This window comes from Rahnella sp. PAMC25617 (genome assembly GCF_050606005.1).
Lineage (GTDB): Bacteria > Pseudomonadota > Gammaproteobacteria > Enterobacterales > Enterobacteriaceae > Rahnella > Rahnella variigena.
Map to the genome: position 1 here is coordinate 33935 of NZ_JBOCUM010000021.1, position 21826 is coordinate 55760.

At 52.0% G+C, this 21826-nt stretch carries 21 protein-coding genes and 3 tRNA genes; 13 read left to right on the top strand and 11 right to left on the bottom strand.

The window, feature by feature from the left end:
• Nucleotides 1-55 precede the first annotated feature (55 nt).
• From map to ACM615_RS22715, 4 genes are all read left to right on the top strand, one after another.
• Entirely contained in the window at nt 56-847 is a 792-nt protein-coding gene (gene map / locus ACM615_RS22700; protein ID WP_113878223.1) for a type I methionyl aminopeptidase, read from the top strand.
• Between the two features lie 108 nt (nt 848-955).
• Nucleotides 956-3646, top strand: coding sequence for a bifunctional uridylyltransferase/uridylyl-removing protein GlnD (gene glnD, locus ACM615_RS22705; protein WP_165353147.1), 2691 nt, complete (start codon nt 956-958; stop codon nt 3644-3646).
• Nucleotides 3647-3692: 46 nt separating this feature from the next.
• Nucleotides 3693-4517, top strand: a complete 825-nt coding sequence (gene dapD / locus ACM615_RS22710; protein ID WP_101079222.1) for a 2,3,4,5-tetrahydropyridine-2,6-dicarboxylate N-succinyltransferase — start codon at nt 3693-3695, stop codon at nt 4515-4517.
• 136 nt (nt 4518-4653) lie between these two features.
• Nucleotides 4654-5043, top strand: coding sequence for a DUF3461 family protein (locus tag ACM615_RS22715; protein ID WP_056781756.1), 390 nt, complete (start codon nt 4654-4656; stop codon nt 5041-5043).
• A gap of 87 nt (nt 5044-5130) precedes the next feature.
• Here ACM615_RS22715 and ACM615_RS22720 read toward each other — a convergent pair whose 3' ends face one another.
• From ACM615_RS22720 to ACM615_RS22730, 3 genes are read right to left on the bottom strand one after another with little or no spacing between them, the layout of a single operon-like run.
• On the bottom strand, nt 5131-5580 hold the full coding sequence (locus ACM615_RS22720; protein WP_112288322.1) for a flavodoxin: 450 nt from the start codon (nt 5578-5580) through the stop codon (nt 5131-5133).
• Between the two features lie 42 nt (nt 5581-5622).
• Nucleotides 5623-6402 carry a tRNA pseudouridine(65) synthase TruC gene (gene truC / locus ACM615_RS22725; RefSeq protein ID WP_112288321.1) on the bottom strand — a complete coding sequence of 260 codons (780 nt, stop codon included), beginning with the start codon at nt 6400-6402 and terminating at the stop codon, nt 5623-5625.
• A 1-nt stretch (nt 6403) separates the two neighbouring features.
• Nucleotides 6404-6718, bottom strand: coding sequence for a YqcC family protein (locus ACM615_RS22730; protein ID WP_112288320.1), 315 nt, complete (start codon nt 6716-6718; stop codon nt 6404-6406).
• Between the two features lie 189 nt (nt 6719-6907).
• Here ACM615_RS22730 and ACM615_RS22735 point away from each other — a divergent pair, with 189 nt between their 5' ends.
• A complete protein-coding gene (locus tag ACM615_RS22735) occupies nt 6908-8146 on the top strand; it encodes an MFS transporter (RefSeq protein ID WP_112288319.1) in 1239 nt (412 codons plus the stop codon).
• Between the two features lie 675 nt (nt 8147-8821).
• On the opposite strand, the gene syd is transcribed toward ACM615_RS22735, so the two are convergent.
• Complete coding sequence (gene syd, locus ACM615_RS22740) at nt 8822-9373, bottom strand: SecY-interacting protein (RefSeq protein ID WP_113878226.1); 552 nt, start codon at nt 9371-9373, stop codon at nt 8822-8824.
• A gap of 79 nt (nt 9374-9452) precedes the next feature.
• On the opposite strand from syd, the gene queF reads away from it, so the two are divergent.
• The 3 genes from queF (at nt 9453) to xni (ending at nt 12663) form a co-directional block, all read left to right on the top strand.
• Nucleotides 9453-10298 carry an NADPH-dependent 7-cyano-7-deazaguanine reductase QueF gene (queF, locus tag ACM615_RS22745; protein WP_431012572.1) on the top strand — a complete coding sequence of 282 codons (846 nt, stop codon included), beginning with the start codon at nt 9453-9455 and terminating at the stop codon, nt 10296-10298.
• A gap of 170 nt (nt 10299-10468) precedes the next feature.
• Entirely contained in the window at nt 10469-11833 is a 1365-nt protein-coding gene (gene ppnN, locus ACM615_RS22750) for a nucleotide 5'-monophosphate nucleosidase PpnN (protein ID WP_132967277.1), read from the top strand.
• Nucleotides 11834-11910: 77 nt separating this feature from the next.
• Nucleotides 11911-12663 carry a flap endonuclease Xni gene (gene xni, locus ACM615_RS22755; protein WP_112288315.1) on the top strand — a complete coding sequence of 251 codons (753 nt, stop codon included), beginning with the start codon at nt 11911-11913 and terminating at the stop codon, nt 12661-12663.
• Between the two features lie 158 nt (nt 12664-12821).
• Here xni and rlmM read toward each other — a convergent pair whose 3' ends face one another.
• The 4 genes from rlmM to ACM615_RS22775 form a co-directional block, all read right to left on the bottom strand.
• A complete protein-coding gene (rlmM, locus tag ACM615_RS22760; protein WP_113878228.1) occupies nt 12822-13928 on the bottom strand; it encodes a 23S rRNA (cytidine(2498)-2'-O)-methyltransferase RlmM in 1107 nt (368 codons plus the stop codon).
• A complete protein-coding gene (locus ACM615_RS22765) occupies nt 13921-14316 on the bottom strand; it encodes a DUF423 domain-containing protein (protein ID WP_112288313.1) in 396 nt (131 codons plus the stop codon). The genes rlmM and ACM615_RS22765 overlap by 8 nt, the downstream gene beginning before the upstream one ends.
• 94 nt (nt 14317-14410) lie before the next feature.
• Nucleotides 14411-15331 carry a transcriptional regulator GcvA gene (locus ACM615_RS22770; RefSeq protein ID WP_112288312.1) on the bottom strand — a complete coding sequence of 307 codons (921 nt, stop codon included), beginning with the start codon at nt 15329-15331 and terminating at the stop codon, nt 14411-14413.
• A 493-nt stretch (nt 15332-15824) separates the two neighbouring features.
• Nucleotides 15825-16046, bottom strand: a complete 222-nt coding sequence (locus tag ACM615_RS22775; RefSeq protein ID WP_112288311.1) for a YgdI/YgdR family lipoprotein — start codon at nt 16044-16046, stop codon at nt 15825-15827.
• Between the two features lie 188 nt (nt 16047-16234).
• On the opposite strand from ACM615_RS22775, the gene csdA reads away from it, so the two are divergent.
• Together csdA and csdE are read left to right on the top strand one after the other, a co-directional pair.
• Complete coding sequence (gene csdA / locus ACM615_RS22780) at nt 16235-17440, top strand: cysteine desulfurase CsdA (RefSeq protein WP_431012573.1); 1206 nt, start codon at nt 16235-16237, stop codon at nt 17438-17440.
• A 20-nt stretch (nt 17441-17460) separates the two neighbouring features.
• A complete protein-coding gene (gene csdE, locus ACM615_RS22785) occupies nt 17461-17895 on the top strand; it encodes a cysteine desulfurase sulfur acceptor subunit CsdE (RefSeq protein WP_112288309.1) in 435 nt (144 codons plus the stop codon).
• Here the strand turns inward: csdE and tcdA are convergent.
• Both tcdA and mltA read right to left on the bottom strand, forming a co-directional pair.
• Nucleotides 17883-18698 (bottom strand): tRNA cyclic N6-threonylcarbamoyladenosine(37) synthase TcdA, encoded by an 816-nt coding sequence (gene tcdA / locus ACM615_RS22790; protein ID WP_431012574.1) that lies wholly within the window; start codon nt 18696-18698, stop codon nt 17883-17885. The two genes, csdE and tcdA, sit on opposite strands and share 13 nt — an antisense overlap.
• Before the next feature lie 33 nt (nt 18699-18731).
• Nucleotides 18732-19844: a murein transglycosylase A gene (gene mltA, locus ACM615_RS22795; protein WP_112288307.1), complete on the bottom strand. Its 1113-nt coding sequence runs from the start codon at nt 19842-19844 to the stop codon at nt 18732-18734.
• Between the two features lie 220 nt (nt 19845-20064).
• Here mltA and ACM615_RS22800 point away from each other — a divergent pair.
• The 3 genes from ACM615_RS22800 to ACM615_RS22810 all read left to right on the top strand — a co-directional run bounded on the left by ACM615_RS22800 (nt 20065) and on the right by ACM615_RS22810 (nt 20430).
• Nucleotides 20065-20141, top strand: a tRNA-Met gene (locus tag ACM615_RS22800).
• A 62-nt stretch (nt 20142-20203) separates the two neighbouring features.
• Nucleotides 20204-20280 (top strand) — tRNA-Met (locus ACM615_RS22805).
• Nucleotides 20281-20353: 73 nt separating this feature from the next.
• Nucleotides 20354-20430 (top strand) — tRNA-Met (locus ACM615_RS22810).
• A 114-nt stretch (nt 20431-20544) separates the two neighbouring features.
• On the opposite strand, the gene amiC is transcribed toward ACM615_RS22810, so the two are convergent.
• On the bottom strand, nt 20545-21795 hold the full coding sequence (gene amiC / locus ACM615_RS22815; RefSeq protein ID WP_431012575.1) for an N-acetylmuramoyl-L-alanine amidase AmiC: 1251 nt from the start codon (nt 21793-21795) through the stop codon (nt 20545-20547).
• Nucleotides 21796-21826: the final 31 nt, after the last annotated feature.

The window sequence follows — 21826 nt, forward strand, 5'->3', positions numbered from 1 at the left end:
CGACATCGGTGTAGAAATAAAGCACACCTGATGCACAGAACCTGCAGGACAACACATGGCTATTTCAATCAAAACCCCTGAAGACATCGAAAAAATGCGCGTTGCTGGCCGTCTGGCCGCCGAAGTGCTGGAAATCATTGAGCCTTTCGTCAAACCTGGCGTGAGCACCGGTGAGCTTGATCGCATTTGTGCCGATCACATCGTGAACAAACAAAAAGCGGTTTCTGCTTGTCTGGATTACCACGGTTTCCCGAAATCTGTCTGCATTTCCATTAACGAAGTGGTATGTCACGGTATTCCGAGCGACGACAAAATCCTTAAAGATGGCGATATCGTCAATATCGATGTCACCGTGATTAAAGACGGTTTCCACGGCGACACCTCCAAGATGTTCATTGCGGGCAAACCGACGATTCTGGGTGAGCGTCTTTGCCGCATCACGCAGGAAAGCCTGTATATCGCGCTGCGCATGATCAAACCGGGTATCCGTCTGCGTACACTGGGTAAAGAGATCCAGAAATTCGTCGAAGCTGAGAAATTCTCTGTGGTTCGCGAATACTGCGGTCACGGCATCGGTGAAGGTTTCCACGAAGAACCTCAGGTTCTGCATTACGATGCAGATGACGGCGGCGTGGTATTACAGGCTGGTATGGCTTTCACGGTTGAACCGATGGTCAATGCCGGTGATTTCCGTATCCGCACCATGAAAGATGGCTGGACCGTAAAAACTAAAGATCGCAGCTTGTCGGCTCAGTACGAGCATACTATTGTGGTGACAGATAACGGTTGTGAAATTATGACGCTGCGTAAGGATGACACCATCCCGGCTATTCTGACGCACGACTAACAGTCGCCCGCTCTGCGGAGAGGGTATAAATCTGTGAATCAAACCGGCGAAAGCCGGTTTTTTTATCTTTCACGTTTATTGGTCTCTCACGTGTAGGGCTGCGCACCCATGATTGAAAATTTTCCGGCTGAAAAGAGCCTGCAACCACAAACCACGCAGGATCTTACCCACACTTTCCCGCCACAACCTGCCTCCCCTTCTGTCTATCCGGATGACGATTTAAACCGTCAGAGTCTGAAACAGCATATGGAACAGTTTCAGGTATGGCTGGCGGATGCCTTCAATGCCGGGCAACGGGCGGAAGAGCTGGTGGATGCGCGAACGCATTACATCGACCAGCTACTGCAACGTCTGTGGACGTTCTACGGGTTCGACAATATCCCTGAAACCGCGATGGTGGCCGTCGGCGGTTACGGCCGCGGCGAGCTGCATCCTTTATCCGATATTGATGTGCTGGTACTGAGCCAGAAACGCCTCAACGACGAACAGGCGCTGCGGATTGGCGAGCTGATCACTTTGCTGTGGGATCTCAAACTGGAAGTCGGCCACAGTGTCCGCACTCTGGAGGAGTGCCTGTTAGAAGGTCTGGCCGATTTAACCGTCGCGACTAACCTTATCGAATCACGCCTGATTTGCGGCGACGTGGCGCTGTTTCTCAGTATGCAGAAACACATTTTCAGCGACGGGTTCTGGCCTTCGCCGAATTTTTTCCGCGCTAAAATAGCAGAGCAGAATGAGCGCCATCAGCGTTATCACGGCACCAGCTATAACCTTGAGCCGGACATCAAGAGCAGTCCGGGCGGCCTGCGTGATATTCACACTATTCTGTGGGTGGCCCGCCGCCATTTTGGCGCCACATCGCTCGATGAAATGGTGGCCTTTGGCTTCCTGACCAAAGCTGAGCGCAACGAGCTGCTGGAGTGTCAGAGCTTCCTGTGGCGTATCCGTTTCGCCCTGCATCTGGTGTTGCCAAGATACGATAACCGCCTGCTGTTCGACCGTCAGCAAAGCGTGGCGCAGCTGTTGCAGTATCAGGGCGAAGGCAATCAGCCTGTCGAACGCATGATGAAAGATTTCTATCGCATGACCCGCCGGGTCGGCGAGCTGAATCAGATGTTATTGCAGTTGTTCGATGAAGCGATTCTGGCGATTGGCCCGAATGAAAAACCACGCCCGCTGGATGAACATTTTCAGTTACGCGGCGACCTTATCGATCTGCGCGACGAATCCCTGTTCGATACCCACCCGGAAACCATCATCGGCATGTTCCACCTGATGGTGCGTCACCGTGAAATCAAAGGGATTTACTCGACGACCGTGCGTTTACTGCGCCATGCGCGCCGCCATCTGAAAGAGCCGCTGTGCATGATCCCGCAGGCACGCGAAATGTTTATGGCGATTCTGCGTCATCCGGGTGCCGTGTCGCGTGCGCTGGTGCCGATGCACCGCCACAGCGTGTTGTGGGCGTATATGCCGCAATGGGGACAAATCGTCGGGCAGATGCAGTTCGACCTGTTCCACGCCTATACGGTCGATGAACACACCATCCGCGTGCTGCAAAAACTGGAAAGTTTTGCCCATGAAGAGACGCGACCAAAGCATCCTTTGTGCGTGGAATTGTACCCGCGCCTGCCGCAGCCTGAACTGCTGCTGATGGCCGCGCTGTTCCACGATATCGCCAAAGGCCGCGGTGGCGATCACTCGATTCTTGGCGCGCAGGATGTGCTGGAGTTTGCCGAACTGCACGGGCTGAATTCCCGTGAAACTCAGCTGGTCGCCTGGCTGGTTCGTTGTCACTTACTGATGTCAGTAACAGCGCAACGCCGCGATATTCAGGATCCTAATGAAATTCAGCAATTCGCTGCGGAAATGCAGACCGAAGTCCGTCTGCGCTATCTGGTCAGCCTGACCGTAGCCGATATTTGTGCCACCAACGAAACTCTGTGGAACAGCTGGAAGCAGAGCCTGATACGTGAGCTGTATTTCGCCACCGAGAAACAGCTGCGCCGCGGTATGCAAAATACGCCGGATCTGCGCGAGCGCGTACGTCATCACCGCCTGCAGGCGCTGGCCTTGCTGCGCATGGATAATATTGATGAGGAAGCGTTGCACCGCATCTGGAGCCGCTGCCGGGCGGATTACTTCCTGCGTCACTCACCGAATCAGCTGGCGTGGCACGCAAGACATCTGCTGGAGCACGACTCCACCAAACCGCTGGTGCTGGTCAGCCGTCAGGCAACGCGCGGCGGTACAGAGATATTTATCTGGAGTCCTGACCGTCCGTATCTGTTTGCCACCGTTGCCGGTGAGCTGGACAGGCGTAACCTGAGCATTCACGACGCGCAGATTTTCACCAATCGCGACGGCATGGCGATGGATACCTTTATCGTGCTCGAACCGGACGGCAGCCCGCTGGCACAGGATCGACATGAAGCGATCCGTTATGCGCTGGAACAGTCGATGACGCAGGCTTATCAGCCGCCGCGCGCCCGACGTCCTTCGCCGAAACTGCGTCATTTCAGCGTACAGACCGAAGTCAGTTTCCTGCCAACACATACCGACCGCCGCACGTACATGGAACTGGTGGCGCTGGATCAGCCCGGTCTGCTGGCACGCGTCGGGGAAGTGTTCTCTGACCTGGGACTGTCGCTGCACGGTGCGCGCATCTCAACCATCGGAGAACGCGTAGAAGACTTATTTATTCTTGCTAACAGTGAGCGCCGTGCGCTGGATAAGCAAACTCGTCAGGAAATCACACGCCGATTAACTGAGGCACTCAACCCTGGCGATAAAATGTGATACAAGTACCACTATCTTTTAAAACCAATTCAGGAAAGAGAACAGGATGCAGCAACTACAAACCGTTATTGAACAAGCCTTCGAGCGCCGTGCAGACATTACTCCGGCTAACGTTGACAGCGTAACGCGCGACGCCATCACTCAGGTTATCAACAAAATCGACAGCGGCGAATTGCGCGTGGCTGAGAAGATTGATGGCGAATGGGTGACGCATCAGTGGCTGAAGAAAGCGGTACTGCTCTCGTTCAGAATCAATGACAATCAGGTGATGGAAGGCGGAGAAAGCCGTTACTTCGATAAAGTGCCAATGAAATTCGCGGACTACGATGAAGCGCGTTTCCAGCGTGAAGGTTTCCGCGTGGTACCACCTGCTGCCGTGCGTAAAGGCGCATTCATTGCACGCAACACCGTACTGATGCCTTCTTACGTCAACATCGGCGCATACGTTGATGAAGGCACCATGGTTGATACCTGGGCGACGGTAGGTTCTTGCGCGCAGATCGGTAAAAACGTACACCTGTCCGGCGGCGTAGGCATCGGCGGCGTTCTGGAGCCTTTGCAGGCTAACCCGACCATCATCGAAGACAACTGCTTCATCGGCGCGCGTTCTGAAATCGTTGAAGGCGTGATTGTCGAAGAAGGCTCTGTGATTTCCATGGGCGTTTACATCGGCCAGAGCACCAAAATTTATGACCGCGAAACGGGCGAAGTACATTATGGTCGCGTCCCTGCGGGCTCCGTTGTCGTTTCCGGCAACCTGCCTTCTAAAGACGGTAAATACAGCCTGTATTGTGCTGTGATCGTCAAGAAAGTAGATGCGAAAACTCTGGGCAAAACCGGCCTGAATGAGTTATTGCGAACCATCGACTAAGATTAAAAATAGCGGGTCATCAGTTACCCGCTATTTTTTTATCTTGTTGATAGCAAATTGTGTCATTAATCAACGATTCGAATTCTTCTTCGGTTCATCATGACCGTTAAATATTCTCCTAAACGAAGGTAGCGCTATGTATGACAATCTGAAAAGCCTGGGCATTAATAATCCCGACGATATTGATCGTTACAGCCTGCGTCAGGAGGCCAATAACGACATTCTGAAGATCTACTTCCGCAGAGATAAAGGTGAGTTTTTTGCTAAAAGCGTAAAATTTAAATATCCACGCCAGCGCAAAACCATCGTTGCCGATAACGCAGGGCAAGGTTATAAAGAAATTCATGAAATCAGCCCTAACCTGCGCTATGTAATTGATGAACTGGACCAAATCTGCCAGCGCGATCAGGTTGAAGTGGATCTGAAGCGTAAAATTCTTGATGACCTGCGTCACCTGGAATCCGTTGTAGCGAATAAGATTACTGAAATTGAATCCGATCTGGAAAAACTGACCAGCGGTCGCTGATTATTCGCAGCCAGAAGATTGAGAAAGTAAAAAGGTCAGGCATTTGCCTGACCTTTTTTATTGTGCGCAGAAAAGACTGCTGCGAAATTATTTAAGCAACTGGCCCCATTTTTCCACCCAGGGAACAGCGACCGTTTCCGGCTCGGCGGTTTCCATCGCATCAATTTCCAGCAATTCGCCGATACGCGACGCGCCCTGCTCCTGCAATAAATCATCCAGCTTATGGCCGCCGCCACAGAAATGATCGTAGCTGATATCACCTAGCGCAATCATACCGTAGCGCAGTTCCGGCTGATAACCGACAGTGTCACGGATCGCGGCATACAAAGGCGCGATGCTGTCCGGCAAATCGCCCTGACCGGTGGTTGAAGTCACAATGAGGACAAAATGATGACGGTAATACTGCCAGGCTTCCAGCGTGCCTTCTTCGAACAATTTGACGTCATGGCCCTGGCCTTTCAGCACGGTTTCCGCTTCTTCTGCTACCAGTAACGCATTGCCGTACACCGTACCGACGAAAATTCCGACTTCTGCCATGAGTTTCACTCCTGTGTGATGCCAATATTTCAATCAAAGGACTTAAATTTGTGGACTATCCTGACCGCAAGTTTCTGCAAACTCAACCCTTTCAAGCTCAGGGATTTTTCCCTGCCAGCCAAACTGTGTCACTACATTCTGCCAGCGAGGATCCCAGCGAGCATTCAAGGAAAGAGGTTCACCGGTTACCGGATGTGGCAATTGCATATGACTGGCATGGAGCATCAGCCCAGAACAGCCAAAATGCTGCGTCATGCCACGGTTTTGCTTTAAATCGCCGTGCGCGCTGTCACCGATAATCGGGTGACGCAAATGCGACATATGACGGCGCAACTGATGCTTACGGCCAGTTTCCGGTTTCAGTTCCATCAGACTGTAGCGCGCGGTGTCGTAACGTCCTACAGCCACTGGCATTTCGACCTGTGCGACGACGCGATAATGCGTCACTGCAGGCTGTGGCGCTTTATCCGGATCCGCAAACTTATCAGCGATTTTATCCAGCTCTTCGGTCAGCGCGTAATCCAGGGTGCCGTCTTGTGGCACATACCCGCGAACTACGGCGTGATAGGTTTTGCTCATCTGATTATTTTCGAACTGCTGCGACAGCAAACGAGCCACTTCGCTGGACAGCGCCAGCAGCAAAACGCCCGACGTCGGCTTATCCAGCCGGTGAACCGTAAACACATGCTGACCAATCTGATCACGCAATGTTTGCATCACAAACACCGTTTCATGGCGGTCCAGCCAGCTGCGGTGAACCAGCATGCCCGCAGGTTTATTCACTGCGACCAGATGTTCGTCCTGATACAAAATTTCCAGCATGTCAGTCTTCTATATTCAGCAAATCGTCGAGGCGTTGCAGCTGTGTCAGCAAACGGAGTGCTTCCGGCATCGCCACTTCAAAATAGGGGGTGATTGCAAAACGGGTTGGCAGTGGCGCCTGAGCCTCCAGCAATGCGTACATACGGGGAACCAGCACCCATTGCAGCCATTGCTCAGCAGACATGGTATCCACAGAGAACGGCTCTTTGCTTTCAAAGGCTTCCGCTTCCGGCGGCGTAGCGTGCCATAACTTGTCATCACGCATGACCTGCTCGATATCTTCTAAAATCTGGCGAACCTGGTTTTCTGTATTCATCAATGACTCTCTTCGTTCATGGCCCCGGGCAGCCTCCGCCGGGGGCGCAAAGCATAACATTGAAGGACTGATGCCCCAACTTTCTGCATCGTATCCAATTAATCAATCCAGCCATAAGTTTTTCGTGGTGGCGATAAACGCCCGTTACGGGCAAACTACCGCCACTTTTTTCTTCACAGATGTGTAAAAATGTCCGCACAACATACTCAAAAAGCACACGCAACACCGGCAAAAGCTATGCTGGCCTCCGTCACCGGCTACGCCATGGACGGCTTTGATTTACTGATCCTCGGCTTTATGCTTCCCGCTATCACCAGCGAATTTGGTTTGTCATCCTCACAAAGTGGCTCTCTGGTCACCTGGACTCTGATTGGTGCCGTCCTGGGCGGCGTGATTTTCGGGCCCATCAGCGATCGCTTCGGCCGCATCCGCGTACTGACCTTCACCATTCTGATGTTCTCTCTGTTCACTGGTTTATGCGCTTTCGCACAAGGTTACTGGGATTTACTGATTTACCGCACGCTGGCAGGCGTCGGGCTCGGTGGTGAGTTCGGTATCGGCATGGCGCTGATTGCAGAAGCGTGGCCGGCGGAAAAACGTAACCGCGCCTCAGCGTATGTCGGCATGGGCTGGCAGCTCGGCGTGTTAATGGCAGCCTTCCTGACGCCAATGCTGCTCGGCATTATCGGCTGGCGCGGCATGTTCCTGGTCGGCCTGTTACCGGCGCTGGCTTCTTTCCTGATCCGCCGCACCATGGGCGAACCGGAAGCTTTCGTTAAACACACTGCCAGCAATAACGATGGCTCACTGTTCAGTCGCATTAAGTTACTGTTTCGCGATAAAGTCACGACGAAAGCCAGTATCGGCATTCTGATCCTGTGCTCTGTGCAGAACTTTGGCTATTACGGTCTGATGATCTGGATGCCAAGCTACCTGTCGAAAAACTTCGGCTTCTCGCTGACTAAATCCGGCCTGTGGACGGCGGTCACGGTTGTAGGGATGACGTTTGGGATCTGGCTGTTCGGCATGCTTTCTGACCGTTTCCCGCGCTGGAAAATCTTCCTGATTTATCAGGTCGGTGCGGTCATTATGGTGGTGTGCTATGCGCAGCTTACCGATCCGACGCTGATGTTGTTCGCGGGTGCACTGATGGGCATGTTTGTGAATGGCATGATTGGCGGTTACGGCGGACTGATATCCGATCTCTATCCGGTACACGTCAGGGCGACGGCGCAGAATCTGTTATTTAATCTCGGACGTGGTGTGGGCGGTTTTGGTCCGCTGGTGATCGGGATACTGGTAGCGCAGGTGTCGTTTACCGCAGCGATTACGTTACTGGCTGCGATTTACCTGCTGGATATCTTCGCTACGTTATTTCTGCTGCCTAAAAAACAGGGGCAGGATGATGTCTTAGGGGCAATTGGCTAATAACTGAGGGGCGCTTCGGATATCGCGGAACGCCTTCTGTTATCAGAATGTTCAGGCGTGCGATAAAAGATTCAGACAAAAGTTGGGGGCACTGTTTACACAGTGCCCCCGGTTCGTTTTATAGCAATCCAGCTACCTAAGTGCTCCCTGCTCAATCCCTGAAAACTTTTCCTGCGGTTATCCTAACCGGCTGTCCTTCGCATCGTCCAACTTTCATCCTGACGGTCTGTCCTAAGTCATCCTGACTGATATCCCTTGGTCATCTGTGACCCGCTCAGCTTCCTTTGTGAGCTCTCTTCTCCGTCCTGGAGGTGTCCCTGGTTTCGTCCTGAAACATCCTGGCATAATCCGATGCCGTCCTGACTCTTCCTGAGCCGTCCCCTTCTTTAATGATTCAGCCATCATCCTGATGTTCTGTCTCATGCTTCCTTGGTGCACGACTAGAATCGTTGATTTTGCCCTTCCGGACAAGACAGGCTGTAAGCCAAAAACAGGGAAGGTAAGCCTTCTTACAAACAATAAGTGAGTTAACTTATTGATATTGATTGTTATATGGATTTTTGTCGTGAGGTAGTTAAGTCAAATTAGCGAGATCTCTTACAGTCTTTGTGAGAGATCTCTCACACGCTTGTGAGCCATTTGTGCTCTGCGGGATGGGGTACATCGACAATAAAATCAGGCGGGGTAAACAGCGGTCAGCATTGTAAGGAATTCTGACAACGATGGCGAGAGTATAGTTCTTTTTTTACTGCCGAATTGCTCCAGCACAACATTCCCGGTCACATTACACAGCGAAACCAGATCCAGCTCGGAATCTGTGGTCGCCAGAAAAATCGTTGGCGACAGCTTCAGACGCTTTTGCGTCACCAGATGACCAATCAGATTCTCCTGCAAACGGGTGAAATCTTCCGGGCTCCAGACCTGCAACAGTGTCAGTGCATTGCCCTGCCAGCTGGCGGTCATGTCTCCGGCAAACTGCGTGGTATAAAACGCATGCGCCTCCGGGCGCAGTTGTAATTCCATCGCGCGTTCGACATTTTCCAGGGTCGCCTGCGGGCTGAACGTCTGAGTCAGCCAGTAGACTTTGTCTTCTTCCGTCTTCACCACGCACGGCGAAGCTACTCCAAACAGGGCTTCACTGGCAGGCGGCATGCCGGTTTCCTGTTGCCAGAGATCGACAAAACGCTGAGTAAATTCACGCAATGCTACTGAAACTTCAGACTCCATAATTCTCTCATCTTCCGCTAAGGCTGGGTTAAACTGGTGACTATTCTCTATTGTACCGATCTCTAAGCAAGGTGACAGCATGTCCTCATATCAGGATAACCCCGCTCTGGCGCAACTGACGCTGGGCAAAAGTACGGCTTACGTTGACCATTACGATGCGTCTTTATTACAGGCCGTTCCGCGCAGCATGAACCGTGAGCCGCTGGGCTTGTATCCGGATAACTTACCGTTTCATGGCGCAGATATCTGGACGCTATATGAACTGTCCTGGCTCAACGCGAAGGGATTGCCACAGGTTGCTGTGGGCGAAATCAGCCTGAATGCTAATAGTCAGAACCTGATTGAATCCAAAAGTTTCAAACTCTATCTGAACAGTTTTAATCAGACCGTCTTCCCCGACTGGGAAACAGTGCAGGAAACCTTAACCCGTGACCTGAGCGCCTGTGCGCAAGGTGACGTGACCGTAACAGTCAGCCGCCTGTCTGAAATTGAAGGCACGCCGGTAGGACGCTTCGACGGTATCTGTATTGATGAGCAGGATATTGAAATCTACAGCTACGAATTCAGCACTGATTATCTGGCCAGTGCCAAAGGTGAAGAAATCGTTGAAGAATCTCTGGTGAGTCATCTGCTGAAATCAAACTGTCTGATTACCCATCAGCCTGACTGGGGTTCCGTGCAAATCCAATACCGTGGCCCGAAAATCGACCGCGAAGCCCTGTTGCGCTATCTGGTATCTTTCCGTCATCACAACGAATTCCACGAACAATGCGTCGAACGGATCTTCAACGATCTGCTGCGTTTCTGCCAGCCGGAAAAACTCGCCGTGTACGCCCGCTACACTCGTCGCGGCGGGCTGGATATCAATCCGTGGAGATCCAACTTCCCGTTTGAACCTGCAACAGCGAGACTTGTCAGACAATAATGCGAGACGTTGCTCAAGAACTGAGCTAACGCTCTGTGAGCATTGGTAAAAGCCTGATGACAGGGTTACTGTTAAATTGCATACGGCGCAAAAAACATGATCCGAAAAATCATGCGCCGCAATCAGGTAGCAGAAAGAATCACTGCACCCGTTGGTGTCAAGGAGCAACTTTGATTACACATATCAGCCCGTTAGGCTCAATGGATTTGTTGTCGCAGCTGGAAGTCGACATGCTCAAACGCACGGCGAGCAGCGACCTCTATCGCCTTTTCCGAAATTGTTCACTGGCCGTCCTTAACAGCGGCAGTCAGACTGACAGCAGTAAAGAACTTCTCGATCGTTACGAAAGCTTTGATATCAATGTATTGCGCAGAGAGCGTGGCGTGAAACTTGAACTGGTAAACCCGCCGGAAGATGCCTTTGTGGACGGGCGGATTATCCGTTCATTACAGGCAAACCTGTTTGCCGTGCTGCGCGATATTCTCTTCGTCAGCGGGCAAATTGATAACGCTGGTCGTTTTCAGCACCTGAATACCGAAAATTCAGCGCACCTGACCAATCTGGTGTTTTCTATCTTACGCAACGCCCGCGCCCTGCATCTGGATGAAGATCCAAACATGGTCGTGTGCTGGGGCGGCCACTCTATTAATGAAATCGAATACCAGTACGCCCGCAACGTCGGCAGCCAGCTGGGTTTGCGCGAACTGAACATTTGCACCGGCTGTGGCCCGGGTGCGATGGAAGCGCCAATGAAAGGTGCCGCCGTCGGTCACGCACAACAGCGTTACAAATCAGGCCGCTTTATCGGCATGACAGAACCTTCAATTATTGCCGCTGAGCCGCCTAATCCGCTGGTCAACGAACTGATCATCATGCCTGATATTGAAAAACGGCTTGAGGCATTTGTTCGCATTGCCCACGGGATCATTATTTTCCCTGGCGGCGTCGGCACCGCAGAAGAATTGCTGTATCTGCTGGGGATCCTGATGGATCCGGAAAACAACGATCAGGTTCTCCCGCTGATCCTGACCGGTCCGAAAGAAAGCGCCGATTACTTCCACGTTCTCGATGCTTTCATTAAAGAAACTCTGGGCGAAGAAGCCTGTAAGTTCTACACCATCATTATCGACGATCCGACAGAAGTGGCCCGTCAGATGAAACGCGCGATGCCGCTGGTGAAAGAAAACCGCCGGAACAGCGGCGATGCTTACAGCTTTAACTGGTCGATTCGTATTGCGCCTGATTTACAGCATCCGTTCGAACCAAACCATGAAAACATGGCGAACCTGAACCTTTATCCAAACCAGCCACCACAGGAACTGGCCGCCGCATTGCGCCGCGCCTTCTCCGGTATTGTGGCCGGTAACGTGAAAGAGTTTGGGATCCACGCCATCGAGCAACATGGTCGCTTCAAACTGCATGGTGATCCGGCATTAATGAAAAAAATGGACAGTCTGCTGCAAGGGTTCGTCGCACAGCACCGCATGAAATTGCCGGGCAGCGCTTACATTCCTTGTTATGAGATTTGTGCCTGACCGACCGATCACACGGCAAGCACACTTCTAAAGCAGATCTAAGGGCGACGTAAGTCGCCTTTATTATGGAGATTATCATGGCAATACATCTGCTTATTATCGACGCCCTGAACCTGATCCGCCGAATTCACGCAGTTCAGGGCTCGCCTTGTCTTGTTACCTGCCAGAATGCCATCGGCCAGCTGATTCAGCATACTCAGCCCACGCACGCCGTTGCCGTATTTGACGAAGATGACCGCGCCGACAGCTGGCGTCATCAGAGCCTGCCTGATTACAAAGCCGGACGCACACCGATGCCGGACAATCTGTTTGCAGAAATGCCCAGCCTGAAAGCCGGTTTCGAGGCACAAGGCATCGCCTGCTGGCATTCTGCGGGCAATGAAGCGGATGACCTGGCTGCCACGCTGGCGGCAAAAGTATCGTCTGGCGGTCATCAGGTCACTATCGTTTCAACCGATAAAGGATACTGCCAGCTGCTGGCACCAAATGTTCAGATCCGCGATTATTTCCAAAAACGCTGGCTGGATATGCCTTTTGTGCAGGAAACCTTTGGCGTTCTGCCGCAGCAACTCACCGATTACTGGGGTCTGGCGGGGATCAGCAGCAGTAAAATTCCAGGTGTTCCGGGCATTGGTCCGAAGACAGCGGTGACATTATTGACGCAAACCGGCTCGCTGGATGAACTTTACGATAATCTGGAAGGTGTGCCGGAAAAGTGGCGTAAGAAGCTGGAGGAACACCGTGAACAGGCTTATATCTGCAAACGGGTTTCAACGCTGCAAACCGACGTCGCGCTGGACGGCAACTTACAGCAACTGCGCCTGCCATAAAAAAGCGCTTCTCAAAGAGAAGCGCTCAGGAAGGATACTCTAAATAATTTGAATTGCAGGCAGGCGGCAAGTAAGAGAGACCCGATGAGCTTACTCAGGTAAGTGATTCGGGCGAACGCACGCAGCCAACGCCCCTGCAGTTCAAAGTATGACGAGTATCAGCGATCACGCTCATCGCGACGCCCGCCAATAGCCGACCAGAAACGGCGAATATGCACGGTAACTTCTTCGCGGTCATGATAAAGCTGTTTCGCGAAGATTTCCGCGTTCACGCCATTTTCTTTCAGACGTTCATCGATGCGCTCAAGAATATTAGACACTTCTTCGTAACGCTTTTTCATCGGTAACTTCAGGTTGAAAATCGCCTCGCGACACCAGCCGTTGACCAGCCAGTCACACATCAGTGCAGCCACTTTCGCCGGTTTCTCTACCATGTCACAGACCAGCCAGTAGTTTTTGGTACTGGTGGATTTATAGCGGAAGCCGTCTTCGCGCAGATGAATAACCTGGCCAGTTTCCATCAGGCTCGGCGCCATCGGACCGTTGTCGATAGCCGTGACCATCATGCTGCGTTGTGTCAGCTGATACGTCCAGCCGCCCGGACACGCGCCTAAATCGACCGCGTACATGCCGCTCGCCAGACGTTCATCCCACTCATCAGCCGGAATAAAGACGTGGAAGGCTTCTTCCAGTTTCAGCGTTGAACGGCTTGGCGCTTCGGACGGGAACTTGAGGCGCGGAATACCCATATAGAAGGGTGAATTGTTGTTGCTGTAGGAATACCCGACGTAGCAGCAGCCCGGCGCAATAAAGAACACATGTACCACAGGGCGCAGCGCATTCTCTTTCTTACCCAGCACTTTGCGTTCACGCATCGCTGAACGCAGCGGCACCGTCAGTTTGCGACAGAACTTAGTCAGCTCTTTGCTTTCATTGGTGTCCGGCACTTCGACGCGAAGCTCACCGCCGTTGGTGATCACATTCTGAACCATGCCGACGATCGGAGAAACACGGTCTTCCGGCGGCAAATCTTTCAGCAATTCGCCGACCACGATTAACTGACGGGCAAAAATCAGTTCGCGGAAAGGCAAATTCTTCGCAATCTTGTCAGCATCATCTGGCTGATAGCATTCAAACAACACATATCCGCTGTTTTCTTTAACGCGGGCAAAACCGAAGATTTCCATCTTTGCGGCTTTGTCGGTAATTTCTGCTGCGCATTCTTTTTCAAAACCCTGACGGCAGTAGAGAGCAACTTTATTCATGGCGTTCGGCCTTTTTCTTCAGGCGCAGTGCGCCGATCAACATCAAAATCCAACCGACCAGGAATAAGGTACCGCCAATCGGAGTTACAAAAACGAATAAACGGAGATGCGACAGCGCCAGACAATAAAGGCTGCCGCTGAACAACACGGTTCCCAGCGCTAAAAAGGCGCTGCTCCAGTAGAACCACACATTACGCTGGCGCTGCATCGCAACACCTAAAATCATCACCGCCAGCGTATGAATACTTTGATACGTTAATCCGGTGTGAACCCACGCCATTTCTGCTTCGCCGAGCGACTGACTCAACACGTGTGCGCCAAAGGCACCGAAAGCGACGTAGATAAAGCCGCTGATTGCGGCGAAGATCAACATTGAACGACTGGTCATTGTGCGTTACCTGTTATCGTTATTAGCCGATGAAAATCCCAAGTAATCAGTCTGATAAGCAGACCCTGGACTTTCTCTCCCAGGCGATCCGGCTTCATGCCTGATCGAAACGAAAGCGCAGTTTTTCCTGCTCGCTGGCTGCACGCGCGAGGATCCACTGACGAAAGGCGGCTATTTTACCCAGTTCTGCCTGACTGTCATGACAAACCAGATAAAAAGCATTTTTACTGATCAAAACTTCGCTGAACGGGCAGACCAGACGTCCGGCCTCAATTTCAGTCTGCGCCATGACATTATTCACCAGCGCAATACCTTGCCCGTGGACGGCGGCCTGAACCACCATCGCGCTATGGCTGAAAATGGGCCCCTGCTGGACATTGATTTGCTGTAACCCGAGCTGTTTGGTGTAGGCCAGCCAGTCGCGGCGGGAAGCATCATGCAGCAAAGTGTGGTGGCTTAAATCTGCCGGTTCCTTCAGCGGATTATCGCTCATCAGTAAAGAAGGAGAACAAACCGGAAGTAAATACTCAGCATATAAACGCTCGGCCCGCAGCCCCGGCCAGTTGCCCCGGCCGTGGAAAATCGCCACGTCGACATCGTCGGATAATTTGTCTTCTTCGCGATCCACAGCCTGAATGCGCACATCGATGCCCGGATAAGCTGAGTTAAAGCCAGACAATCTTGGCACCAGCCACTGAATCGCAAAGCTCGGCGGCAAACTTACCGTCAGAGCGCCTTTCGCGCTGCGTGCCTGGAGTTTTCTCGTCGCCTCATTCAGGGATGAGAATATCTCCTTAATATCCAGATAATAGCTCTGCCCTTCTTCGGTCAGTAACAATGAGCGATTACGCCTGCGAAACAGTTTTAACCCTAAAAAGTCCTCAAGTGACTTAATCTGGTGGCTAACAGCGGCCTGCGTGACGAACAATTCCTCGGCAGCCTTAGTAAAACTAAGGTGGCGCGCTGCGGCATCAAATACCCGCAGAGAATTCAAAGGCGGTAAACGTTTTGACATAGAATGGATACTTCTTATTCGCCGGTAAGCGGAGCGCCTGTCCGCGGATTTAGATATTAGTTTTTTTAATCCGAGACATTATAATTTGTCCGTTGAGGATGTACAGGCAAAAACCTATAGTGGCGCCACTTCCTGAGCCGGAACGAAAAGTAGATTGGTATGAGGATGCTGAAATACTTTTGGCTTGTGGTTGTGATGTTGTGTTTGCAATTGTCTGGCAATCCAGACACGTAGCTTGAATGCTACAAACTTTTCACTTCCTGTACATTACCCTGTCTGTCCAAAGTGATTTTTCAGCACCGCTATTTGCGGTGCTTTTTTTTTGCCTGTATCTGGGGCAAACAGTATGGGGCTAAGAGTTTAGGGCAAAGAGACAGGAATGCGGGCGCATAATGTGACAAAACCGGCCTCATCGCAATAAGAGCCGGTTTTGTCATAGAGCAGAACGTGAGGTTACCCCGGATTCATACAATCGGGGAGGTCACCTGAGGGATTAATTCCCTTCTGCCATTTCTTTGATTTCAGATTTATTGATCTGCTGCTTGTTGCCATACGCATCGGTATAACTGATCATACCGGTATCATTGTCCGTGCTAGGTTTGCCATCAGCAACAATGGTACGGCCATCGTTGGTATGCATCACGTAGTTGCTTGAACAGGCGGCAAGTGTTGTGGTCAGCAGTGCAGCTGAAATTACGGCGGCGATCTTCTTCATCATAGACTCCTTGCAGATTAAAATGCTTAAAACTCCTGGTTAAACTTCCAGGCTAATGTATTTAGTTAACGTAATTCAGCATAACAAACTTCTGATAAATTTCCAGGTAACCATTCCTAAAATGAATAAGCGGCTTGTGTTACAAAAAACCTGCAATTTTTAACTCAGGCTGAAGGATCTGAATTGGTATGAAAGACTTTAACCCCGCCGTTTTCCGCCAGCACTTTCCTGCACTGTCTCAGGGACAATGCTATCTCGACAGTGCAGCCACCGCACTGAAGCCGCAGGCAGTGATCGACGCCACCGTGAATTTCTACTCTCAGGAAGGCGCTACTGTTCACCGCAGCCAGCATCGTGCGGCGCAAACCCTGACAGAACAATACGAGCAGACCAGAGCGCAGATCGCACAATGGATTAATGCGCCACGTAGCGAAAATATCGTCTGGACGCGGGGAACCACGGAATCTATCAATCTGGTGGCACAAAGCTGGCTGCGCCCACGACTGCAACCGGGTGATGAGATTATTGTCAGTCAGGCAGAACATCACGCGAACCTTATTCCGTGGCTGATGGTGGCACAGCAATGTCAGGCGCACGTCGTCACGCTGCCGGTGGATAAACAAGGCATACCCGATATCGACGCCCTTCCCCGCCTGCTGAGCAACAAGACACGCCTGCTGGCGCTGACGCAAATGTCGAACGTGACGGGCGCAATGCCTGATATTGCCCGCGCCGTTGAACTGGCACACGCAAACGCTACGCCCGTGCTTATCGATGGCGCACAAGGTGTGGTGCATTGTCCGCCAGATGTACAACGCCTCGATATCGACTTTTATGCTTTCTCGGGTCATAAGCTTTACGGCCCGACCGGCATCGGCGTGTTGTATGGCAAAATGGAATTACTCGAAAGTATGTCGCCATGGCAGGGCGGCGGGAAAATGCTGACGCAGGCTTCCATGACAGATTTCGCACCGCAGGCTGTTCCGCACCGCTTCGAAGCGGGAACGCCAAATATTGCCGGTGTTATCGGGATGTCTGCTGCGCTGGAATGGTTAAAAACTGTCGATCTGCCCGCAGCGGAAAAACATGCACAACAGCTGGCGGCACTGGCCGAAGAACAACTTGCGAAGATTGAAGGATTCCGCAGTTTCCGCTGTCACCATTCGTCCGTTCTGGCATTCGATATTGCCGGTGTACATCACAGTGATTTGGTAGCATTGCTGGCCGAACAGGCGATCGCCTTGCGCGCCGGACAGCATTGCGCTCAGCCACTAATGAACGCTCTGGGCATCAGCGGAACATTACGGGCCTCATTTGCGCCGTATAATAATGAACAGGACGTTACGCGGCTGGTCGAGGCGGTAAAATACGCCCTCGACCTGTTAGCCGATTAATTCATTGTTTGGGGAATACCATGTCAGCGCCACATCCTTTCGGCCATGAGATCACTGAAGCCTCACTGACCGAAAAATTCGCGTCATTTCGTCAGTGGGAAGATCGCTATCGCCAGTTAATCCTTCTTGCAAAATCCTTACCACCGCTGGATACGGCGCTGAAAACACCTGAGAATGAGCTATCTGGATGTGAAAACCGGGTCTGGCTTGGCGCGGAAAAATCAGAGAACGGGACGATGCATTTTTATGGCGACAGTGAAGGTCGGATCGTGAAAGGTTTGCTGGCCGTATTACTGACTGCCGTAGAAGGCAAAACGCCAGACGAGATCTTAAAGCGTGATCCGCTGGCGTTGTTTGATGTATTAGGATTGCGTGAGCAGCTCAGCACCAGCCGCGCAAGCGGACTTAACGCGCTGGCAGCAGGCGTAATCGCTCTTGCCCGTCAGGCGGCCTGAGCCTGACGCTGTGCTTTCGCCATCATCTTCTTCAGCACATGAGATACCGCGACAAAGCCAAACGTCGCGGTAACCATCGTCGCCGCCCCAAAACCGGAAGCGCAGTCCATCCGTTTCGGCCCTTCTGCCGTTGCCCTTGAGGCACACACAGAACCATCTGCCTGCGGATACATCAGCGGTTCGCTGGAGAATACACAGTCAATTCCGAGCTTACCTTTGCTGTTTTTCACCACGTTGAAATCACTTTTCAGACGCTCACGCAGTTTTGCCGCCAGCGGATCCTGAATAGTTTTCGCCAGATCCACGACCGCGATCTGTGTCGGATCGATCTGCCCACCCGCACCGCCTGTCGTTACCACCGGGATCTTATAACGACGGCAATAAGCCAGCAGAGCAGCTTTAGGTCGCACGCTGTCAATAGCATCAATCACGTAGCTGAAACCCTGGTCGAGCATCTCAGCGACGTTATCCGGCGTAATAAAATCATCTATACAGGTCACCTTGCACTCGGGATTAATCGCCAGAATACGCTGCGCCATGATTTCTGTTTTCGCCTGCCCGACATTTTCACGCAAGGCATGAATCTGACGGTTGGTGTTAGTCACGCAGACGTCATCCATGTCAATCAGCGTTATCGCGCTAATGCCGGTTCGCGCCAGCGCTTCCGCCGCCCATGAGCCCACTCCGCCGATACCAATAACGCAGACATGCGCCTGCGAGAACAACTCCAGCGATTGCTGACCATAAAGCCGGGCAGTTCCGCCAAAACGTTGCTGATAAGCGTCGGAATAAGTAGCTGTCATGAAAAGATAAACCTCAGTGCGTTATGTCGAAATCTAGTTAGAAGGCGCGTAGGCCGTGAACAGCGGTTTGCCGTTCTGCGCTGATTTTAACACCCAGACGCGTCCGTAGTGATTATAAAATCCGGCAGAATGTCCGGCGTCAGGGCCAATTCCCTGATACATATCGAAATGTTGTCCTTTAATCGCCCCGCCGACATCCAGTGCTACCATCAGGCGCATATGATATTTACCGGTAAACTTGCCTTTATCATTCAGCTCAGGCACTTCTGCCAGCAATGTTGTCCCCGCCGGGATCAGCGAGCGGTCAGACGCTACCGACGCTTTGGCAATCAGCGGAACGCCGCTGGCACCGCGAACTGGCGCGAAAGGCTCAGGCTTGAAGAACACGAATGACGGGTTTTGCTCCAGCAGTTCACGAACTTCTGCCGCGCTGTGTGTATCGGCCCACTGACGGATAGCCTGCATCGACATGTTTTCGCGCGCTACTTCACCACGGTCGATCAGCACTTTGCCGATACTGCGGTAAGCATGGCCATTCTTGCCGGCATAACCAAAGAACATGAACGGGCGACCATCGCCGTAATCGACATACCCGCTGCCCTGCACTTCCATCATGAAGTTATCCATCAGGGAATTGGTCCAGGCGACGACGTAATTATCGCTCAGGGCTCCGGAATAAATCGAGGCACGGTCTGGCAGACGACCGCGTTTTGGCGGCATACGGTACAGCGGATACTGGAATTCACCCTGACGCGTATAACGCGCCTGTACCACTGGCGTGTAATAGCCGGTCAGCTGAACGTTACCGAAATTGTCAGCACCTTCCATCTGATAAGCGCTGATGCCGTACTGGCTCAGATTGCGGGTATCCGCGCCAGACCGTAACCATTGCTCGACAGCCTGAAATGTCGTGTTGTTACGACCGTATAAAGAAGAAGAGGCAATCTGAACTGCGGCAACCTGATTGGAGTAATCCAGCGCATTCACCGGTTTGCCTGTCGCATTCGGCTCATTCACGTATTCAAGCGCATTATCCAGGCGACCATCTTTATACTGCTGACCACGGTCGGTTGGTCGCGAGGAACATCCCGCCAGTACCGCTATCACCAGACCACCCAGCAGATATTTACTCCAACGTCCTTTCATTATTGCCGCGCTCTCTTACATTCAGGGAAATGACTGGCGAAACGATAACAAACGGCCTGTCAGAAAGGAATTGTCACAGTCGAAAAAAGTGTACTGACCCAAATTGTGCCTCAAACGGCCATTTTGTGGATAAAAAGCCAGCAACTAAGTGCTTTATTTGAATAAATTCAAAAAAGGGTTGCACGAAATCTCATGGGGAGTATAGTTCGCCTCCATCGGACGCGGGGTGGAGCAGCCTGGTAGCTCGTCGGGCTCATAACCCGAAGGTCGTCGGTTCAAATCCGGCCCCCGCAACCAATTCGATTTCGATGTATGAAATGCTCAGTTGAATTGTACGATGAAGTAAAGCAGTATACGGACGCGGGGTGGAGCAGCCTGGTAGCTCGTCGGGCTCATAACCCGAAGGTCGTCGGTTCAAATCCGGCCCCCGCAACCAATTCGAGACTGAAGTATGAAGATGCTCAGTTCGGATAATGTGATGAAGTAAAGCAGTACCAAGTAGTGACGGACGCGGGGTGGAGCAGCCTGGTAGCTCGTCGGGCTCATAACCCGAAGGTCGTCGGTTCAAATCCGGCCCCCGCAACCAACTACTTAAAAATCAGTATTATTAAGCAGTAAAACATCAGGCACCTTAACGGGTGTTTTTTTGTATCTGAATTCCGGTAAACAGCGGGAACGCACTTCCCGCCTCACAACAGAATCATCCTCTCGCCGACATCCCGCCCTGAGCAAAGTACGCTTTGATCCCTGCCAGAATGGACTCCGCCACCTGCTGCTGAAAATGCGCAGTCCGAAGTTTTTTCTCTTCATTGATATTACTGATAAACGCCGTCTCGACCAGAATCGAAGGAATATCCGGCGCTTTCAGCACAGCGAATCCAGCCTGATCGACTTTGTTTTTGTGCAGATGATTAATCTTACCCATCCGCGTCAGCACTTCTTTACCGAATTTCAGGCTATCACTGATGGTCGCAGTCTGAACCAGATCAAACATCGTATGATCGAGATAGCGGTCACCGCTTTTGCTGACGCCGCCTATCAGGTCGGATTCATTCTGCGTTTGTGCCAGAAAACGTGCCGCTGAACTGGTTGCGCCTTTCGTTGATAACGCAAACACCGACGATCCTTTGGCAGCCCGGCTGGTAAACGCATCCGCATGAATTGAGATAAACAGATCTGCCCGCAGCTTTCGCGCCTTTGCCACGCGGACTTTCAGCGGAATAAATACGTCTTCATTGCGGGTCATATACGCTTTCATATTCGGCTCGCGCGTAATGAGCTTCTGTAACCGGCGTCCAATCTGCAACACCACGTCTTTCTCACGCGTTTTATATTTGCCGATAGCACCCGGATCTTCGCCGCCATGTCCGGGATCGAGCATGATCACCAGCGGCCGACTGCGCCCAGCCTTACCGTCTTTCCTGGTTTCCGGCGGCAGCGTTCTTGCGACATCCCCGCGGTTATAGTCTTCCAGTAATGCCAGCAGAGGATCGTCCTGAACACTGACTTCCCCTTCTTGCGGATAAAGGTCGACAACCAGACGGTTATGAAACTCCGCCACTGGTTTAAGCGTAAAGACATGCGGACTGATGGCCCGCTTGAGTTCCAGCACCATACGGACCGTTTTGGTATCGAACTGCCCCACCCGCGCCTGGCGGATATAGGGATCACTTTGCTGAACTTTCTCGCCCAGACCTTTAAGCACGCTGTTCAGGTGGACGCCCTCAATATCAATGACCACTCGCGGCGGATCATTAAGCAGAAACTGCTTATATTTTAAGGGAGTGCTGGATTCAAGAGTAATGCGGGTATACGTCGAGGAAGGCCAGATGCGTACCGCGATAACCTGTGAGCTGGAGGCAAAACCTACTTTACTGACACTAAGCATCCAGGAGGCAGCTACGGTTTGAAGAAGGCGTCGTCGTCCGGGATTGTGATTATCGTCAGTCATGCAGTCTCAAAAGTATCTAAAAGTAAAAAAC

Excerpts from the sequence above, each read along its gene's own strand:
- map (WP_113878223.1), top strand. The coding sequence starts at position 56 with ATGGCTATTTCAATCAAAACCCCTGAAGACATCGAAAAAATGCGCGTT.
- glnD (WP_165353147.1), top strand. The coding sequence starts at position 956 with ATGATTGAAAATTTTCCGGCTGAAAAGAGCCTGCAACCACAAACCACG.
- dapD (WP_101079222.1), top strand. The coding sequence starts at position 3,693 with ATGCAGCAACTACAAACCGTTATTGAACAAGCCTTCGAGCGCCGTGCA.
- ACM615_RS22715 (WP_056781756.1), top strand. The coding sequence starts at position 4,654 with ATGTATGACAATCTGAAAAGCCTGGGCATTAATAATCCCGACGATATT.
- ACM615_RS22720 (WP_112288322.1), bottom strand. The coding sequence starts at position 5,580 with ATGGCAGAAGTCGGAATTTTCGTCGGTACGGTGTACGGCAATGCGTTA.
- truC (WP_112288321.1), bottom strand. The coding sequence starts at position 6,402 with ATGCTGGAAATTTTGTATCAGGACGAACATCTGGTCGCAGTGAATAAA.
- ACM615_RS22730 (WP_112288320.1), bottom strand. The coding sequence starts at position 6,718 with ATGAATACAGAAAACCAGGTTCGCCAGATTTTAGAAGATATCGAGCAG.
- ACM615_RS22735 (WP_112288319.1), top strand. The coding sequence starts at position 6,908 with ATGTCCGCACAACATACTCAAAAAGCACACGCAACACCGGCAAAAGCT.
- syd (WP_113878226.1), bottom strand. The coding sequence starts at position 9,373 with ATGGAGTCTGAAGTTTCAGTAGCATTGCGTGAATTTACTCAGCGTTTT.
- queF (WP_431012572.1), top strand. The coding sequence starts at position 9,453 with ATGTCCTCATATCAGGATAACCCCGCTCTGGCGCAACTGACGCTGGGC.
- xni (WP_112288315.1), top strand. The coding sequence starts at position 11,911 with ATGGCAATACATCTGCTTATTATCGACGCCCTGAACCTGATCCGCCGA.
- rlmM (WP_113878228.1), bottom strand. The coding sequence starts at position 13,928 with ATGAATAAAGTTGCTCTCTACTGCCGTCAGGGTTTTGAAAAAGAATGC.
- ACM615_RS22765 (WP_112288313.1), bottom strand. The coding sequence starts at position 14,316 with ATGACCAGTCGTTCAATGTTGATCTTCGCCGCAATCAGCGGCTTTATC.
- ACM615_RS22770 (WP_112288312.1), bottom strand. The coding sequence starts at position 15,331 with ATGTCAAAACGTTTACCGCCTTTGAATTCTCTGCGGGTATTTGATGCC.
- ACM615_RS22775 (WP_112288311.1), bottom strand. The coding sequence starts at position 16,046 with ATGAAGAAGATCGCCGCCGTAATTTCAGCTGCACTGCTGACCACAACA.
- csdA (WP_431012573.1), top strand. The coding sequence starts at position 16,235 with ATGAAAGACTTTAACCCCGCCGTTTTCCGCCAGCACTTTCCTGCACTG.
- csdE (WP_112288309.1), top strand. The coding sequence starts at position 17,461 with ATGTCAGCGCCACATCCTTTCGGCCATGAGATCACTGAAGCCTCACTG.
- tcdA (WP_431012574.1), bottom strand. The coding sequence starts at position 18,698 with ATGACAGCTACTTATTCCGACGCTTATCAGCAACGTTTTGGCGGAACT.
- mltA (WP_112288307.1), bottom strand. The coding sequence starts at position 19,844 with ATGAAAGGACGTTGGAGTAAATATCTGCTGGGTGGTCTGGTGATAGCG.
- amiC (WP_431012575.1), bottom strand. The coding sequence starts at position 21,795 with ATGACTGACGATAATCACAATCCCGGACGACGACGCCTTCTTCAAACC.